Raw genomic sequence first — 16277 nt, 5'->3', positions numbered from 1 at the left:
CTTTTCAACGCAACTGTTATAGTTATCAGTTATAGCAAAATCCCCGCTGTCACAGGACATCGGGGATTATTTATCTTACAAAGATTTCAACATATTCTCAATATGCTGGATAGATTTCTCACGGCCGAGCAGGTAAATAGTATTTGGCAACTCTGGTCCATGCATTTCACCCGAAACGGCGATACGGATTGGCATGAAGAGGTTTTTGCCCTTGATACCTGTTTCTTTTTGGACTGCCTTGATTTGTAGGAAAATATTGTCTGGTTGGAAATCTTCGTCTGTCATGGCTTCCAATTTTTCCTTGAAGGCATTTAAAACAGTCGGAACAGTTTCTCCCGCCATCACTTCTCTTTCTTCCTCTGTCAATTCCGGGAAATCGGAGAAGAAAAGGTCTGTCAAACCCACAATTTCATCTGCAGAAGTTAATTGTGGCTTGTAAAGTTCCACTAATTTCTCTGCCTTATCTGTCAAGCGACCCGCTTCTTCCAAGAATGGTTTGGCAAGGTTGAAAATAGTTTCTAAATCAGCATTTTTGATGTACTCATTGCTCATCCAGTCCATTTTCTTTTGGTCAAAGGCTGCTGGTGACTTGCTGAGGCGTTTTTCATCGAAGAGTTGGATAAATTGCTCACGAGAGAAGATTTCCTCTTCACCACCCGGGTTCCAACCCAAGAGACCGATAAAGTTGAAGACAGCTTCAGGCATGTAACCCTTACGACGGTAATCTTCGATAAACTGAAGAGTATTGGTATCACGTTTGGACAGTTTTTTACCAGTTTCAGAATTGATAATTAAGGTCATGTGACCAAACTCTGGTGCTTCCCAACCAAGTGCTTCGTAGACCATGAGTTGCTTAGGTGTATTTGCAATGTGGTCATCCCCACGGATAACGTGCGAGATTTCCATGAGATGATCGTCAATGACAACGGCAAAGTTATAGGTTGGGTAACCGTCGCGTTTCTGGATAACCCAGTCACCACCGATATTACCACCTTCGAACTCGATTTCGCCCTTAACCATGTCATTCCACTTGTAAATACCAGCTTCGTTGACAGCCAAGCGAACAGTCGGGACAATGCCAGCCGCCTCACGCTCTGCGATGTAGGCTGTTTTTTCATCTTCAGACATACCCAGGTATTCATTGATGTAGCGAGGTGTTTCGCCCGCAGCTTCTTGACGCTCACGCTCTGCCGCCAATTCTTCTTCTGTCACGTAAGACTTGTAGGCCTTGCCTTCTGCCAAGAGCTGATCAACATACTTTTGGTAAATATCCAAACGCTCTGATTGACGGTATTGCTCATGAGTTTCTGGACTCTCATCCCAATCAATACCCAACCAACGCAGGTTTTCAAGCTGAGAGCGCTCTCCGTCTTCCACATGACGTTTACGGTCAGTGTCTTCAATACGAATAATGAAAGTACCGCCGTGATGGCGGGCAAAAAGATAGTTAAACAATGCCGTACGGGCATTTCCGATATGTAAAAGCCCAGTTGGACTTGGTGCATAACGCACACGAATTGGTTTAGTCATGATTCTCTCCTGTAAAATTTCATACTCAAAAAAATCAAAATCAAACGAACTTCAACTATCTGGGTGATAGTTAAAGGTGGGAATAAAATAATCCAGTGGAGTAAAGCAGCTCAGGGAACTGGTTCAGCCGGTCACCTATAAACAAGTAAACGATCATAGAAGCCCAAACTTACAATTGGGAGTCAAGAGACTGCTTCTAGTCGAATTCTTTTCCACTCTGTCAACCATGGTGTAGATTACCCGCTACTTTTTTGTTTTTGGGTAGCAGTCTGACAAGCTCAATTAGGGCTTGTCCCTCATCAAGTCAACTATGCCTGAATTTGATTTTCGCAGAGTAACAATCAAGAACATTATAGCACAGATCTGAGTAAGAAAACAGAAAAATCGGCCTATACAGACTGATTTTGAGGTGTTTTTTGATTTCTGATAAGCCAGTAGATAACATATAAGGCTAAAAAGCCACTTGCACTCAAGAAAATCCAGCTAATCTGATCAACTGATAATAGCAAGACTAAACCAGATACAACCAGCCGAAATAGAGCTTGACCCCACATGAAGTAGGTGGAAACACCACCTCCTATAGTTCCCAACTGCTCCTCTGGCATGGAATTGACAAATTTTGCATTAAATTTTGGACCACTTGCTCCGAAACCAATTCCCATAGTCGCTAAAAAGAATAGGTTGAGAGGCAATTGGTGAGTCAACATCCCTACAAATACCCCCAATAGAGAAAAAGTAGCTGCCACTTCAAGCGTAACCATGCTGGTCTTTTTGAACAAGGTAAAGACCAAAGAGGACCCCAAAATATTTCCCGCAAAGAAGATAAATAAAATGGTTGCAAGGCTTGTTTCAATATTTATTACTACCAAGTTAGGATCCTCGCTAATTAACAAGACTAACATTGGATAAAGTATTGCCCCACAGGCATTGATAATAGGGCTGGTAATCAAGACCAGGCGAAACTCAGGTATCTTGCGCAGCTCCCAAACCGCTTGTTTGAAAGAAGCAAAAATCCCCGGCCCTTTCGCTTTCTTCTCTGTCTGGCTTGGCAGCTCTGCTATTTTCGATGGTTGCTCCGTCAGAAGATTGCGAAAAATCGGTGTTAGAAACTGCATGATAAGAAATGCCACCAAAAATGTGCCGGCGTTTAAGAAGGCAAGATGCTGATAGGAAAGTAGGCCAACTAGAATGGCAGAGAGCGCTTGAAAGGCCATATTGAGCGTATTCGTTACAGTTTGACGAAAAGCAGAATACTCTCTTGTTCCCTCTCTTCTTTTGGCGCTACACGCAATCCCAGAGGTGTATAGAGGCCGTTTTCATAAAAGCCAGCAAAGTCTGCAATAACATTGAAAACCGATGCCACCACGACAATCCAAAGGGCCGGCTCAAAACCCATACAGAATCCAAGGATGAGGTAAAGAAGGACACGGAAGAGGAGGGTCAGCTTAATAGTGCCAATCTTGTTGACCGTTTAGTCTGCCAGATAGCCTGTAAAGAGCCCCATAAAGCTAGGGAAGGTTTCCGAAAAGGTTACGATAGCCATCGCTAGCCGGCTGTTTGGGACGAGCAATATAGTTCATAAAGGCCAGATAATAGACCACGTCCCCAAAGTTGGACAACATGTCTGATGCCAATATCCATAAGTAGGTTGAGTTTTTCAAAATCTTTTTCATGATAATCCCTTTTTTTTGAATATTTTCCAGAATATTCCGACTATTTATTCTGCAGAGAAGCCAAATTTGACTTTCCTCTAGCATCTTAACCTTTCGTTGAGTAAATCGTTAGGGTTGAAAAAGCCAAATCACCTGTAATGTGAAGGATTTTCTCACCCGGTTCGCTTGCATAATTATTGGTGGTTGATAAGGCACTATCTAATTTCACAATTGCTTGCCAGTTAGCTGGCAAATATAATGTCAGTGAAGAGAAGGCTGCATTAATTTCAAAACTGGCTTTATCTCCTAAAATCACTGCTTGGTCAAAATAAATAGTACTAGAGCCAAAAGCTACATCAACACTGTCATGAATAAAATTCTCCTCATGGATATAACGAGTCGAGGAACCAAAAGCTGTATCACGCCCCTTATCGTCAATCACTCCTGAACCAAATTCTTGTCCATCATTCATTGCTCTTTTTTTCTTTGGCTTAAAAATCAAGTTCAATCCCAAGCAGAGCAACCCTAGAGAAAGAACCATATTCCAAGTACCAAAACCAACCCATTCATAAACTGAATTTGCTGCGATAAATGCTAGGCCGAAGCAAAAAATACTTGAACGCCAATCCAATTTTACCAGACGATGAAATCCAGTAACAACTGTAATGACATACCAAACAGTTGTCCAGAAAGGCATTGATAGATTAAAGCCTAAAGTATCTCTTATCAGTACTAAGACTGCCAAACCTATAACCAAGTATCCTATAATAAGACGTTTCATCTCCCTACCTCACTTCTTGTAATTTTTCTTTTAACAAATGATAATAATGCCGTGACACATGAACTTCCTTATGGGTTTTATGAAAGGAAATTCGACTTGTTCCTGAAAAAGACTTATCCAATGAATACACAGCTCTAGCATTGGCAATCGTTGATTTAGCAACCCGACAAAAATACGCTGGAAGGCAGTCTTCCAATTCATGTAGTTTCATCTTGACTTCATAGGCATCATCTCTGGTATGACCAATCGTCTTATTTCCATCCGTTTCAAAAAAGAGCAGGTCTTCCAGTTTTAAGAAAAATTCACTCGTTCCCTTATAAAATACTAAGCTGGGGCGATTCAATCGTCCTAAAACTTGTTGGATTTGCTCTATTTCAGGTGCAAGTTGACTCGCTCTAATGATAACTTCAACCTGATCTAAGCTGTCATCAAATTCAATCCTAACTTTCATAAGCCCTCCTTTACTTTTGATACTCCTATTATAACAGGCAATTCGGGGAATACAAGGACAGTTCAGTAAGTGGTTACAAATTAGAGGTAAGTGGTAGAAATGAATAAAGAAAAATCCCTTGCTTTACACGAGGGACTTACTTTTATGTTGGATATTTCAGTATTAACTTCTTAAAAAATCGCATCAAGAAGTGATGTGCTACCACCACCACCGTCGCCACCTGTACGGACAATATGATTACCGATAATTTGAGCAAAGGTTTCAATGTTCAAACTTTGTACATAGATTTCACCGTAACCCGAGAATGTATTGACAATCCCTTCACCTGTACCAATTGATTGCAAGAAACCATTTTCCATATGGATATTGTAATCTAGCTCTCGGCTCCAAGCAACGACATGCGCATTATCAATTGTAATACTACCACCTGTTAACTCAATTTTCTTAATTGAACCAAAGGCATTTGCTAAAAGAGTACCGTAACCCTCAGTAGTCATAACAAAGAGACCGCCCTGACCACCAAAGAAAGCTTTACCTACACCTTGACGTTCCATCTTATACTGAGCAGAACCATCAAGAGCAAGAAATGCACCATCATTTAGGCGATATTGTTGAGCTCCAAGTTCTAAGGCAATGACCTGTCCAGGAGTAGAAGGAGCCAAAGCTATTTTTCCGTCATTGCTATTCGAAACTGCTTGGGTGATAAACATGGATTCCCCTGATACCATGGAACGACCGATAGCTCCCATGAGTTTACCAAAACCAGAACCACTGCGCGCATTGAGCTTAGTGTTCAATGTTACGCTTGGCGTGTGGTAAACCATACTTCCCTGCTGGATATAAGCTGACTCACCAGCTTCCAAAGCAATCTCTACTAAAGGAAATTGCATATTACTATCAATAGTGTATTTCATTCGATTGTCTGACATAGTTGCCTCCTATTTTTTACGAAAAGTTCCTGTTAACCACAAGATAGCTATAATAAACCAAAAACAAGCTAAAACAAACCAAATCATTTTTAACTCCAGCTGTATTATTTCTGTAGCACAATTCTACAGCTAAACAGGAGAAGTGTCAAGCATATTTACAAAAAAATAAAGGAATCCGAGCAACCAGATTCCCTCTGCATTATTTAACTTCTGTCATCACACCTGTATCCACGTTATATACAGCACCGTTGATAACAACATCCTCTGGAATTAGTGGAGATTTGCGAAGCAATTCCATATCCTCACGAACACTGTCTGCTACATCTGTAAATGGTAAGAAATCCTGTCCGGTTACATCTACACCTAATTCCTTATGAATATGGCGTGCAAAGTCTTCATTCGTAAAGGTCTGAGCTCCACAATCCGTATGATGTAGGACAACAATCTCACGCGTTCCCATTTGTTGCTGGGAAATGACTAAAGAACGAATCATGTCGTCCGTCACTCGCCCACCCGCATTCCGCAGAATGTGTGCGTCCCCTAATGCCAAACCAAGTGCCTGCGCTACGTGCAAACGTGAATCCATACAAGTTACAATGGCCACCCTAGTCTTGGGACGCAATGGTAAGTGATAATCTCCATGTAAATCAACATACGCTTTATTAGCTTGCATAAAATGTTCAAAATATGACATAATTCCTCCTATATCAATGAGAATTTCTGAAATCTTCAGACAATAACTACTTCTAGCTTAACACATTCTTTTGTATTTGTCGCAAAAAAGGAGCGACAATCTGTTACTCCCGAATATTTTTATTAGTTAAACACTTTTTGCAGAACTTCGCCAATTGTTGTCACGCCGATAACCGTAATTTCCTTGGGCACCTTGATACCGGTCAGGGAATTTTTAGGAGCATAGACCTTGGTAAAGCCCAATTTAGCGGCTTCGTTAATCCGTTGCTCAATCCGATTGACACGGCGGATTTCACCTGTCAGGCCAATCTCCCCTATAAAGCACTCTTGTGGGTTGGTTGGCTTATCTTTGTAACTGGAGGCAAGGGCAACTGCGACCGCCAGGTCAATAGCTGGCTCATCCAGTTTGACACCGCCAGCTGACTTAAGGTAGGCATCTTGGTTTTGGAGGAGCAGGCCTGCCCGTTTTTCCAAAACCGCCATAATTAAGCTGGCACGGTTGAAGTCCAAGCCTGTCGTGGTCCGCTTGGCATTGCCAAACATGCTCGGAGTCACCAGAGCCTGCACTTCGGCAAGGATAGGGCGGGTGCCCTCCATGGTCACGACAATAGCAGAGCCTGTCGCCCCGTCCAAACGCTCTTCCAGAAAGACCTCACTAGGATTGAGGACTTCGACCAAACCCTGTGACTGCATTTCAAAAATGCCGATTTCGTTGGTGGAGCCAAAGCGGTTTTTGACCGCCCGCAAGATACGAAAGGTATGCTGCCGCTCGCCTTCAAAATAAAGAACGGTGTCTACCATATGCTCCAAGGTCCGAGGTCCAGCCAGGGTTCCTTCCTTGGTCATGTGACCCACGATAAAGGTTGCGATGTTGTTGGTCTTGGCAATTTGCATAAGTTCATTGGTCACTTCACGGACCTGACTGACAGAACCTTGTACGCTAGAAATGTCAGGACTCATAATGGTTTGGATAGAGTCGATAATCAGGAAATCTGGCTTAATCTTTTCAATCTCGGTCCGAATGCTCTGCATATTGGTCTCCGCATAGAGATAGAACTCGCTGTCGATGTCGCCCAAACGTTCCGCCCGCAACTTAATCTGCTGGGCAGACTCTTCCCCGGACACATAGAGGACGGTACCAATGGTCGAAAGCTGGGTCGAAACCTGCAAGAGTAGGGTGGATTTGCCAATCCCTGGATCGCCTCCGATCAGGACCAGACTCCCTGGCACCACACCGCCACCGAGGACTCGGTTGAACTCCTCCATGTTGGTCTTAGTGCGAGCCACTTGAATGGAGGAAACTTCATTGAGTTTCATGGGACGGGTCTTCTCACCTGTCAGGCTAACCCGCTCGTTCTTGACTTCAGCGACTTCAACTTCCTCGACAAAGCTAGACCAGGAGCCACAGTTGGGGCAACGGCCCAGATACTTGGGCGAATGGTATTCACAATTTTGGCAGACAAAGGTTGTTTTTTTCTTAGCGATGATGATTTCCTCCTATAGAGTGTATTCTAGGATTTCGCAGTAGGCTAAAGTTACTTTGGGAACAAACTGGCGTGTCAGCATATCGTGACAGACGATAACAAGTCGGTCATAGGCTTGGTATTTTTCAGGGGCCTGTAAAAATCGCTCTTTCATTTCCGCAGCAGTCTCATAGCGAGCAGGAGAAGACTCGGGAACCGCTCCGCCATTTTCCAAAAATAATCGATGAGCCAAGACAGCCTCATCTTGACTGGTATTTTGCCCCGTCATATCTGGTCGCCACTCATGAAAAAAGGGTTCTACCGAAGAGGTCGTTGCTGGGCTTGAGCAACGTAGGTCGCAGTTTCCAAGGCCCTTGTGACGCTTGAAGCGACGACTACTTGAGCTTGGGAAAAGATAGGATTACTAGCAATTTCCTGAGCTAAAGTCCGCCCCTTTTCAGTTAAAGGAGCCAAATCCCGTCCAAAACCTGCATACAGACGGGGATTATCATGCTAGTCAAACATACTGTAATTGGGCTCGGAATGCCGCACAAAGAGAATCTGCATAGTAGTCTATTTCCCTGTCGAGCCAAATCCACCTGTCCGAACGCCGTCAGCCTGGTCACCGTCAGCCAAAAGGAAGGGGGCAAAAACAGCCTGTACGATTCGCTCGCCAGCTTCCACCACAACGGTTTCTTCTGTGATGTTTCGCATCTGGGCAAAGATATGACCTTCATTGGCTGGATTGCCGTAGTAGTCGCCGTCGATAACTCCAACCGAGTTAATCAGAACCAAGCCTTTCTTGCGAGGATTGGACGAGCGGTCGTAGAGATAGAGGACCTCATTGGCCTGCATATAGGCCTTTACACCTGTTGGAACCAGCTTAATCTCGCCTGGCTCCAAGCTGACCCTCTCCGCAGCTTTCAGGTCATAACCTGCTGCATGAGCTGTCTCACGTTTTGGCAATAAGTTTTCATCTGTAAACTGGCTGACCAGTTCGAATCCACGGATTTTCATAATAGTTTCCCTTCAATTTCTTCATGCATAATACGCTCTCTATTATAATTTATTCGCAGGCTAAAAGCAAAACTCCAACCTAGTGGCTGGGGTTTTCAACTTTATTCAAACACAAACTGGTTGTGGTAGAGTTCGGCGTAGAAGCCGGTGAGCTTGAGGAGCTGGCTATGGTTGCCTTGCACAATCACTTTTCCATCCTTGAGGACGATGTTCAACCCTCAAATCTGACTTTATTTCTCCGGTATGACCCAAAACAAATAGTAAGTGATGAAGATTGTTAATAGTCCCAGTCCCATTTTGACAAATAAAATAGGAGCCAGCCAGACAGAAATTGCCATGAGTAAGTAAATTTGCCAGATGATTTGCTTTTTTCGTTTGCGGGAAATGGATTTGGTCTCAACGTAATCAGATACGTAAAATTGATAAATTTTTGTATTACGTAGCCATTTTTCAAACCTTTTTGAACTTCTCGCAAAGCAAAAACCAGCTAAAAGTAAAAGAGGGGTTGTCGGAACTATCGGCAAAACAATCCCAATAACACCAACCATCAAACTAACAAAACCAAATACTAGATAGAATATTTTCTGCATACTAATATTATACCAAAAGAACTCGTGAATTTTTTAATAAATTTTATCACATTTTCAGAGAACGCTTGCATTTTATTGGATAAATGGGTATGATAAAGATACCAAATTTAGGAAAGAGAAAAGACGCTATGAAACTTCTAGGACTGGTCGGAACAAACTCCGCTCGCTCAACCAACCGCAAACTCTTGCAGTACATTGAACAACACTTCGCTGATAAGGCAGATATCGAACTGGTTGAAATCAAGGAACTCCCAATCTTCAATAAACCAGCCAATCGAGAATTACCAGAAATTGTCAAAGAATTGGTCGCAAAAATTGAGGCTGCTGACGGAGTCATCATCGGAACTCCCGAATATGACCACTCTATTCCAGCTGTCCTTATGAATGCCCTTGCTTGGGTATCATACGGTGTCTATCCACTCTTAAACAAACCAGTTATGATAACTGGTGCTTCTTATGGAACACTTGGTTCCTCTCGTGCCCAACTACAGTTACGTCAAATTCTCAACGCTCCTGAACTCAAGGCCACTGTCTTACCAGATGAATTTTTATTGTCACATTCCTTGCAAGCCTTTGATGCCAATGGGGAGCTCATTGATTTAGAAACTAGTCAAAAACTGGATGCCATCTTTGATGACTTCCGCCTCTTTGTCACTATGACTAACAAGCTGTCTAACGCAAAAAAAATACTCCAAAAAGAAGCTGAAAACTTCGATTGGGAAAACCTGTAAGAGAGGAATATACTATGAAATTTGTCGGAATTGTTGGATCAAATGCAGAACAATCTTATAACCGCATGCTATTGCAATTCATTCAACGCCACTTTAAAGTGAAGTTTGAACTAGAACTTTTGGAAATCAAAGATGTTCCAATGTTCAATCAGGACGAAGACCAGTCTGATTGTTTTGCAATTCAATACCTTTACAACAAAATCACCCGTGCTGACGGGGTCATTATTGCTACCCCTGAGCACAATCATACCATTACCCCTGCCCTTAAGAGTACTCTGGAATGGCTCAGCTTTAATTTGCACCCATTCGAAAATAAACCAGTTATGATTGTCGGGGCATCTTACTACGATCAAGGAACTTCTCGTGCCCAAGTTCACCTACGGAAAATTTTAGATGCACCAGGCGTCAATGCTTACACACTACCAGGTAATGAATTCCTCCTTGGTAAGGCCAAAGAAGCTTTTGACGATAAGGGCAATATCATCAATGAAGGCACCGTGAAATTCTTAGAAAGCTGTCTAGACAACTTTATCAAGTATGTCGGTGTTGTATCTAAATTGAAAAAACCAAAACCAATCGCACCAGAAGATTTAGACTGTACCAAACCAATCGCAACAACCATCACTGGTGTGGATCCCGATGATCCAGATTGGCTAGAAAAGGCTTCTAAATTGGTTAACGCAGTTGAGGGAGACACCTATGTTAAACTGGACAAAGGTCTGTTGACTGTTAACCAGCTCAATATGTTCCTCAATGCGATGCCATTTGAATTGACCTATGCAGATGATAATAACCAGTTCCTCTACTACAACAATAAGCACCAAGAACCTGATACCATGTTGGGTAAACGGGTACCTGCTCAAGTAGGAAATCGCCTGTCAACTGTCCACGGTACGCTACCTCCTGCCCGCATGAAGAATGTTGAATGGGTTGTCGGTACCTTGCGTAATGGTAACCAGGAATATGTTCGTACCATTGTACCCGGTACCCCTGCTGAAATTATCAACACCCACAACTACCAAGCTATGTACTATCCTGACGGATCCTACGCTGGTATCAATGAAATTATCTTTAATTTCAAACCATGGCTAGATTGGTATCTTGAAGCTACTGGTCAACGCTTGGTTGGTGGTTCGGGAACTGCCGCAGCTCCTGCACATGTTGACGCAACCTCTGGTGCATCAGATGCTGGTAGTGCCTCTGCTACTTCCACAACGACAGATGCAGATTCTGGTGCATCCGCTCACTAATCGTTCACATATAGTGGGAAGAACTCTTCCCACTATATTTTTCAAACAAAACATTGACAATTATTTCACAAGGAGTTCCTATGTCACCGTTTCAAGAAAAAATTTCAGCTGCAGTTTCAAAAAAAGAAGCCCTTTTTGACGAAAGTCTAGGCCGCTATGCCTTGCGTTCTATGTATGCAGGAGCCTACCTGACTATGTCAACAGCTGTCGGTATTATCGGAGCAGACGTTATTGCCAGTCAATTTCCAAGTTTGTCGCGCTTTGTCTTTACCTTCATCTTTGCTATTGGGCTGGTTTTTGTTCTTATTTTTGGTGGTGAATTAGCCACATCTAACATGATGTATCTCACAACTGGTACCTACTATAAGCAAATTACCTGGAAAAAAGTGACACAGATGCTGCTATACTGTACTTTCTTTAACTTTGTAGGCGCTACTATTCTAGCCTGGCTCTTCAATCAGTCCTTCTCCTACCTCAATCTCTCTGATAAGAGCTTTGTCGTCAATGCCGTTACCATCAAACTTGGAAAATCTGACTGGAGCAATTTTATTGAAGGAATCACGGCTAATATGTTTGTAAATATGGCAATCCTTGGTTTCATGCTCATCAAAGAACAGTCTGCTAAGTTCTTTGTCATCATTTCCTCCATTTTTATGTTCGTTTTCCTCATCAATGAGCATCTGGTCGCCAATTTCGCATCTTTCATGCTCCTAGCTTTTAACGCTACTCGAAGCAATGTCGAAGCTTTCAATATGAGCAATATCCTTCGTCAATGGATTGTGGTCTTTTTTGGAAATTGGCTCGGAGCCGGTCTCTTTATCGGTATCGCCTACGCTTGGCTCAATCAAACCAAAACCAACCATATTGAGCAGTAAGCCTACCACAAAAACAGCCAAGATAAACCACGTCCTAAACGTTTAAGGATTGTGGTCTGCTTATCTTGGCTGTTTATTTTTCTATATATTATTCAAACACAAACTGGTTATGATAGAGTTCAGCATAGAAGCCATTGAGTTTGAGTAACTCACTATGGTTTCCTTGTTCAATGACTTGACCATCTTTTAATACAATGATTTCATCTGCATTTAGAATGGTTTTAAGACGGTGGGCAATGACGAAGCTGGTCCGTCCTGCAATAATGGCCTCCATAGCTTTTTGAATTTTAGCTTCAGTCACGGTATCAACGTTAGACGTTGCTTCATCCAGAATCAATACTTGTGGATCTGTCAACAATGTACGGGCAATGGAAATCAACTGTTTCTGACCTGTTGAAAATACATTTTCATCATCCGTTACATAAGTGTCATACCCTTCTGGCAAACTCATAATGAAATCATGAATGTGGGTAGCACGTGCGGCAGTTTCAACCATTTCTTGTGAAATATCATCATTACCAAATCGAATATTATCCGCAATGGTACCAGAGAAAAGCACTGATTCCTGCAATACAATACCGACTTTATTTCGCAAACTATCCAAATCATATTCACGAATATCACGGCCATCAAACTCTACGCTTCCACTATTTACATCATAAAAACGATTAATAAGGTTCATGATTGTTGTCTTACCTGACCCTGTTGGACCAACGACGGCTATCATTTTCCCTTTAGGTGCCGAGATAGAAACTTTATTAAGCACTTTTTGACCTGGTAAATAACCAAAATCGATATTCTTAATCTCAACACCTTCCTTTAATTCGGTAAACAAGGGTGCATTTTGAGGGCGAACCTCTTCGGTCTCATCAAACATTTCTTGAACCCGGTGAGCACCAGTGAAAGCCAACTGTAGCTCTGCCCAACTTGAAGCAATCTGCAACATTGGTTGATAATACTGTTGAGAATATTGAACAAAGGTAACAACCAAACCTAGTGCAGCGGCCGCCTCTAACGAACTATCATTAAGGACTATAGTTGAACCTACAAAAATAACAATCGCAGTGTTAACCAAGCTCATCCCGTTCATAAATGGGAATAAGATACCCCCAAATAATCTACCTTTAAAGGTGGTACGACGAACTTCCTCATTAAGCTCTAAAAAGCCATCAATGGTTTCTTCTTGGACACCTTGGACGATAATCGCTTTTTGACCAGAAATTTTTTCATCCATGTAGGCATTTAATTTGGAAACTGCAACTTGCTGAAGATTGGTATATTTTCGAGCCAAACGAATGATTACTATTAAAGCAAGTAAGGCAACTGGTGTTGAAGCTATCGTCACTAAAGCCAATCGAACATCCTGTCGGAACATCATGATAATCAAACCAATGTATAAGGCTACGTTGGTCATAACCTGTGTCAATGATTGGTTGAAAGTATTTTGAATATTATCCAAATCAGAGGTAAAGCGAGAAAGGATATCACCATCTTTATGGCGATCAAAAAACGCAATAGTCAATCGTTCTAATTTTCCAAAAAGACCCTTTCTCATACGGCTAGTAGAGTCGGCAATAATACGAGTAAAGAGCAAACTGTAAATTAAGTTGGCAATAACTGTCATAGCATAGGCTAGAAAGAGTTTGGACATAATACTATTAAAATCTGAGTAGTCCGCTTCAAAACCAATTTGTCCCATTTGCTTAGCAACAGCATAGCTTTGACCTATTTTGCCCATCTCTGCAATCGCATCCCCAAGCAAAACCGGACTTTTTACTTGTAAATAAGTAGCTGCCACGATTGCCAGAAAAATAACAGCAAAAGACAATTTATAGCGTTTAAAATAAAACCAGAAAAAACGTAAAGTCTTCATCTATTCTTCTCTCCCTTTCTGAGTTTCATATATTTCGCGGTAAACAGCATTATTTGCTACCAGTTCAGCGTGGGTCCCTTCCCCAATTAGACGTCCTTCGTCAAGTACAAGGATTTTATCTGCTTTAATCACTGATGAAATTTTCTGTGCAACAATGACCGTTGTTGTCGCTTTTAATTCATGGTTTAAAGCCTCTTGAACCAACTTCTCAGATTTGGCGTCTAAGGCTGAAGTCGAATCATCCAAAACAAGTACCTTCGGCTCACCAATCACACCACGTGCAATCGAAATCCTTTGTTTTTGACCCCCAGAGAAGTTATTCCCCCGTTCCTCGACTTTACTTTCATAGGTTTCATCTAGGCGATCTATAAATTCTTTTGCTTGAGCAATCCCCGCTGCGCGTTCTAAGCGGAGTAAGTCTGCTCCTGGAGCACCCTGTCGCAGGTTGTCCGCAATTGTTCCAGAGAAAAGAATAGCCTTTTGTAATACAATCGAGACCGTATTGCGAAGGGTATTTTTATTGACTTCCTTAACATCACGACCACCAATAAAGATTCTCCCTTCTTGTGGATCAAAGAGACGAGCAATCAGTTGTGCTAAAGTTGATTTACCTGCACCTGTAGCACCAACGACGCCAACCATCTGTCCTGGCTCAATCTCAAATGAAATATTTTTTAATGTCGGCTCTGTATCATGTGGATACGTAAATGTTACATTATCAAAAACAATACTTCCATTTAATTCTTCGTCTGGAACATCTACAAAGGTCATAGCTGGTTCGGTATTTAAGACTTCCGCAATCCGTTTAATCGAAATAGCTGCACGAGATGCCTGCATTCCCATAAAGCTCGTCATAACGATTGCGAACATGATTTGCATCAGGTAACTCATAAATGAAGTGAATCCCCCAACCACTTCTAAATTTGTATCTACCATCCCTGAAACAAGATAGAGAGATGCAAAGATAGCCATGTAGGAAATAAACATCATCAATGGTTGTAGAATTGAAAAACCATATCCAATAAAAATATTTAAATCCAGAAGTTCATTAGAAACTTCTTTGAATTTATCGTATTGATTTTTTTCTTGAACAAATGATTTTACCACCCGAATACCACGAAGATTTTCCTTGACAATGCTATTCATACGATCCATCAAAGTTTGAAATTTTCCAAAACGTGGTCCCATTTGTCCCATCACAATGGCCATAATGGCTACAATCAAAATCACCATGACAATGATCATCCACCAAAGTTCTGGTAGGGTTCTTACAGCCATAATAAATGCCCCGATAAATAGCAACGGCACGCGTAATAAAATAGTGAAAAGCATCATGGTCAGGTTTTGAATTTGCGTAACATCATTTGTCATTCGGACAACTAAATTACCAGCATTAAACTCTTCGATATTTGCATATGAAAAACTTTGAATTTTTCGGAAGGTATTTTCTCGAATATCCGCAGATACTCCTTGGGCAATTTTTGCTGCAATAATTGTATTTGCGAGTCCAGCAAGCAAACCAATTCCGGCAATCACTAAAAGAATTTTCCCAACCCGAAAAATCTCATCTTGATCATTTAACAAAACTGCCGTCAAGACATCTTTGAGATAACTTGGTTGCAAAAGTGTTGTAATAACAACAATGGATGTTAGCACAAGCGATGTCAATGCATGCCACTTGTAGCGTAGAGTTGCATTTTTAAACATCATTATTCTCCTTATACTGTTTAATATTCTCCTTCAGCTGATGAATCAGCCGAATCATTGATTGGAAATCTTCCCGAGGGATTCCCCTAAAAAGTGATTCCGACATTTCTTGGTGCCAGTCCCTTAATGGTTGCAACTTCTCTTGACCCAATGGTGTCAAAACAACTTGCTTAAAACGCTTATCTACCACAGATGGAATGATTTGAACAAAGCCATTTTTTTCCATACGCTTAACCAAGTTACTGGCGACAGACTTAGATATTTTCAATTCAGTTTCAATATCCTTTACAAAAATTTCCTTATCCATATGATCACCTAAAAAGTGTAAGACATGACCCTGCGGACCAGCCAAATGCTCAACACCATAGTGTTTTGCAATCTTTTCACTCAAGTATTCTAACTGATGAAAAACATGTCGTAAGTCTGCCATATGTGACATCAAGAACCCTCCTTTTTTGTTAGCACGCTGATTATTATAGTTCCTAAGAGAACTAATGTCAAGTCTACTGCTCTCTTTTTTTCATTAATTTGAAAAAGTGATCCCATAGAACTGAAAAACAGCAAAAAAAAGATTTATATTTTATATTTTTCCATTTCGTTTATAATGGCTTTAACAACCTTTATCAAAATCTATTTTTTATACTACGTTTAAAATAGGACTCGGTTATGTCTTCCTCTAATTCCAATTTATTGCAATACAATTTGACTTTCTAGAAGTAATTCGTTCTTCATTTT

General features: G+C 41.5%; 17 protein-coding genes and 1 pseudogene. 3 read left to right on the top strand and 15 right to left on the bottom strand.

Annotated elements, in window-relative coordinates:
- Window positions 1-75: 75 nt before the first annotated feature.
- From gltX to ACPC57_RS04870, 12 genes and pseudogenes are all read right to left on the bottom strand, one after another.
- Complete coding sequence (gene gltX / locus ACPC57_RS04925) at window positions 76-1530, bottom strand: glutamate--tRNA ligase (protein WP_130554215.1); 1455 nt, start codon at window positions 1528-1530, stop codon at window positions 76-78.
- Between the two features lie 389 nt (window positions 1531-1919).
- A complete protein-coding gene (locus ACPC57_RS04920; RefSeq protein ID WP_434066424.1) occupies window positions 1920-2744 on the bottom strand; it encodes an MFS transporter in 825 nt (274 codons plus the stop codon).
- A 14-nt stretch (window positions 2745-2758) separates the two neighbouring features.
- Window positions 2759-2926, bottom strand: a complete 168-nt coding sequence (locus ACPC57_RS04915; protein ID WP_434065105.1) for a hypothetical protein — start codon at window positions 2924-2926, stop codon at window positions 2759-2761.
- 112 nt (window positions 2927-3038) lie between these two features.
- Window positions 3039-3203: a hypothetical protein gene (locus tag ACPC57_RS04910; RefSeq protein WP_242616080.1), complete on the bottom strand. Its 165-nt coding sequence runs from the start codon at window positions 3201-3203 to the stop codon at window positions 3039-3041.
- A gap of 85 nt (window positions 3204-3288) precedes the next feature.
- On the bottom strand, window positions 3289-3963 hold the full coding sequence (locus ACPC57_RS04905; RefSeq protein WP_434066423.1) for a LiaF transmembrane domain-containing protein: 675 nt from the start codon (window positions 3961-3963) through the stop codon (window positions 3289-3291).
- A 4-nt stretch (window positions 3964-3967) separates the two neighbouring features.
- Window positions 3968-4414, bottom strand: a complete 447-nt coding sequence (locus ACPC57_RS04900; RefSeq protein WP_434065107.1) for a LytTR family DNA-binding domain-containing protein — start codon at window positions 4412-4414, stop codon at window positions 3968-3970.
- Window positions 4415-4584: 170 nt separating this feature from the next.
- Window positions 4585-5343: a TIGR00266 family protein gene (locus ACPC57_RS04895; protein WP_217374528.1), complete on the bottom strand. Its 759-nt coding sequence runs from the start codon at window positions 5341-5343 to the stop codon at window positions 4585-4587.
- Window positions 5344-5542: 199 nt separating this feature from the next.
- Window positions 5543-6037 carry a beta-class carbonic anhydrase gene (locus ACPC57_RS04890; protein WP_217374527.1) on the bottom strand — a complete coding sequence of 165 codons (495 nt, stop codon included), beginning with the start codon at window positions 6035-6037 and terminating at the stop codon, window positions 5543-5545.
- A 122-nt stretch (window positions 6038-6159) separates the two neighbouring features.
- On the bottom strand, window positions 6160-7527 hold the full coding sequence (gene radA / locus ACPC57_RS04885; RefSeq protein WP_130554220.1) for a DNA repair protein RadA: 1368 nt from the start codon (window positions 7525-7527) through the stop codon (window positions 6160-6162).
- 6 nt (window positions 7528-7533) lie between these two features.
- Window positions 7534-7997: pseudogene (locus ACPC57_RS04880) on the bottom strand (histidine phosphatase family protein).
- A 75-nt stretch (window positions 7998-8072) separates the two neighbouring features.
- On the bottom strand, window positions 8073-8516 hold the full coding sequence (locus ACPC57_RS04875; RefSeq protein ID WP_024388517.1) for a dUTP diphosphatase: 444 nt from the start codon (window positions 8514-8516) through the stop codon (window positions 8073-8075).
- Window positions 8517-8746: 230 nt separating this feature from the next.
- Entirely contained in the window at window positions 8747-9106 is a 360-nt protein-coding gene (locus ACPC57_RS04870) for a YbaN family protein (RefSeq protein ID WP_130554221.1), read from the bottom strand.
- Between the two features lie 128 nt (window positions 9107-9234).
- Here ACPC57_RS04870 and ACPC57_RS04865 point away from each other — a divergent pair, with 128 nt between their 5' ends.
- The 3 genes from ACPC57_RS04865 to ACPC57_RS04855 all read left to right on the top strand — a co-directional run bounded on the left by ACPC57_RS04865 (window position 9235) and on the right by ACPC57_RS04855 (window position 11962).
- Window positions 9235-9837, top strand: a complete 603-nt coding sequence (locus ACPC57_RS04865; protein WP_434065110.1) for an NADPH-dependent FMN reductase — start codon at window positions 9235-9237, stop codon at window positions 9835-9837.
- 14 nt (window positions 9838-9851) lie between these two features.
- Window positions 9852-11087, top strand: a complete 1236-nt coding sequence (locus ACPC57_RS04860; protein WP_434066422.1) for an NAD(P)H-dependent oxidoreductase — start codon at window positions 9852-9854, stop codon at window positions 11085-11087.
- 80 nt (window positions 11088-11167) lie between these two features.
- Window positions 11168-11962, top strand: coding sequence for a formate/nitrite transporter family protein (locus tag ACPC57_RS04855; RefSeq protein ID WP_130554224.1), 795 nt, complete (start codon window positions 11168-11170; stop codon window positions 11960-11962).
- 88 nt (window positions 11963-12050) lie between these two features.
- On the opposite strand, the gene ACPC57_RS04850 is transcribed toward ACPC57_RS04855, so the two are convergent.
- From ACPC57_RS04850 to ACPC57_RS04840, 3 genes are read right to left on the bottom strand one after another with little or no spacing between them, the layout of a single operon-like run.
- Window positions 12051-13835, bottom strand: a complete 1785-nt coding sequence (locus tag ACPC57_RS04850; protein ID WP_217374525.1) for an ABC transporter ATP-binding protein — start codon at window positions 13833-13835, stop codon at window positions 12051-12053.
- Window positions 13836-15542: an ABC transporter ATP-binding protein gene (locus ACPC57_RS04845; RefSeq protein WP_434066428.1), complete on the bottom strand. Its 1707-nt coding sequence runs from the start codon at window positions 15540-15542 to the stop codon at window positions 13836-13838.
- Complete coding sequence (locus ACPC57_RS04840) at window positions 15535-15981, bottom strand: MarR family winged helix-turn-helix transcriptional regulator (RefSeq protein WP_217374524.1); 447 nt, start codon at window positions 15979-15981, stop codon at window positions 15535-15537. Before ACPC57_RS04840 ends, ACPC57_RS04845 begins: the two co-directional genes overlap by 8 nt.
- Window positions 15982-16277: the final 296 nt, after the last annotated feature.

The organism is Streptococcus sp. VTCC 12886 (genome assembly GCF_049893425.1).
Lineage (GTDB): Bacteria > Bacillota > Bacilli > Lactobacillales > Streptococcaceae > Streptococcus > Streptococcus suis_AA.
Note: the sequence above shows the minus strand (reverse complement) of the source record. Positions and strands in the feature narration are given on the sequence as shown.

Bases quoted from the DNA above. Each gene is read 5' to 3' on its own strand.
- gltX (WP_130554215.1), bottom strand. From the start codon at position 1,530: ATGACTAAACCAATTCGTGTGCGTTATGCACCAAGTCCAACTGGGCTT.
- ACPC57_RS04920 (WP_434066424.1), bottom strand. From the start codon at position 2,744: ATGGCCTTTCAAGCGCTCTCTGCCATTCTAGTTGGCCTACTTTCCTAT.
- ACPC57_RS04915 (WP_434065105.1), bottom strand. From the start codon at position 2,926: ATGGGTTTTGAGCCGGCCCTTTGGATTGTCGTGGTGGCATCGGTTTTC.
- ACPC57_RS04910 (WP_242616080.1), bottom strand. From the start codon at position 3,203: ATGAAAAAGATTTTGAAAAACTCAACCTACTTATGGATATTGGCATCA.
- ACPC57_RS04905 (WP_434066423.1), bottom strand. From the start codon at position 3,963: ATGAAACGTCTTATTATAGGATACTTGGTTATAGGTTTGGCAGTCTTA.
- ACPC57_RS04900 (WP_434065107.1), bottom strand. From the start codon at position 4,414: ATGAAAGTTAGGATTGAATTTGATGACAGCTTAGATCAGGTTGAAGTT.
- ACPC57_RS04895 (WP_217374528.1), bottom strand. From the start codon at position 5,343: ATGTCAGACAATCGAATGAAATACACTATTGATAGTAATATGCAATTT.
- ACPC57_RS04890 (WP_217374527.1), bottom strand. From the start codon at position 6,037: ATGTCATATTTTGAACATTTTATGCAAGCTAATAAAGCGTATGTTGAT.
- ACPC57_RS04875 (WP_024388517.1), bottom strand. From the start codon at position 8,516: ATGAAAATCCGTGGATTCGAACTGGTCAGCCAGTTTACAGATGAAAAC.
- ACPC57_RS04870 (WP_130554221.1), bottom strand. From the start codon at position 9,106: ATGCAGAAAATATTCTATCTAGTATTTGGTTTTGTTAGTTTGATGGTT.
- ACPC57_RS04865 (WP_434065110.1), top strand. From the start codon at position 9,235: ATGAAACTTCTAGGACTGGTCGGAACAAACTCCGCTCGCTCAACCAAC.
- ACPC57_RS04860 (WP_434066422.1), top strand. From the start codon at position 9,852: ATGAAATTTGTCGGAATTGTTGGATCAAATGCAGAACAATCTTATAAC.
- ACPC57_RS04855 (WP_130554224.1), top strand. From the start codon at position 11,168: ATGTCACCGTTTCAAGAAAAAATTTCAGCTGCAGTTTCAAAAAAAGAA.
- ACPC57_RS04850 (WP_217374525.1), bottom strand. From the start codon at position 13,835: ATGAAGACTTTACGTTTTTTCTGGTTTTATTTTAAACGCTATAAATTG.
- ACPC57_RS04845 (WP_434066428.1), bottom strand. From the start codon at position 15,542: ATGTTTAAAAATGCAACTCTACGCTACAAGTGGCATGCATTGACATCG.
- ACPC57_RS04840 (WP_217374524.1), bottom strand. From the start codon at position 15,981: ATGTCACATATGGCAGACTTACGACATGTTTTTCATCAGTTAGAATAC.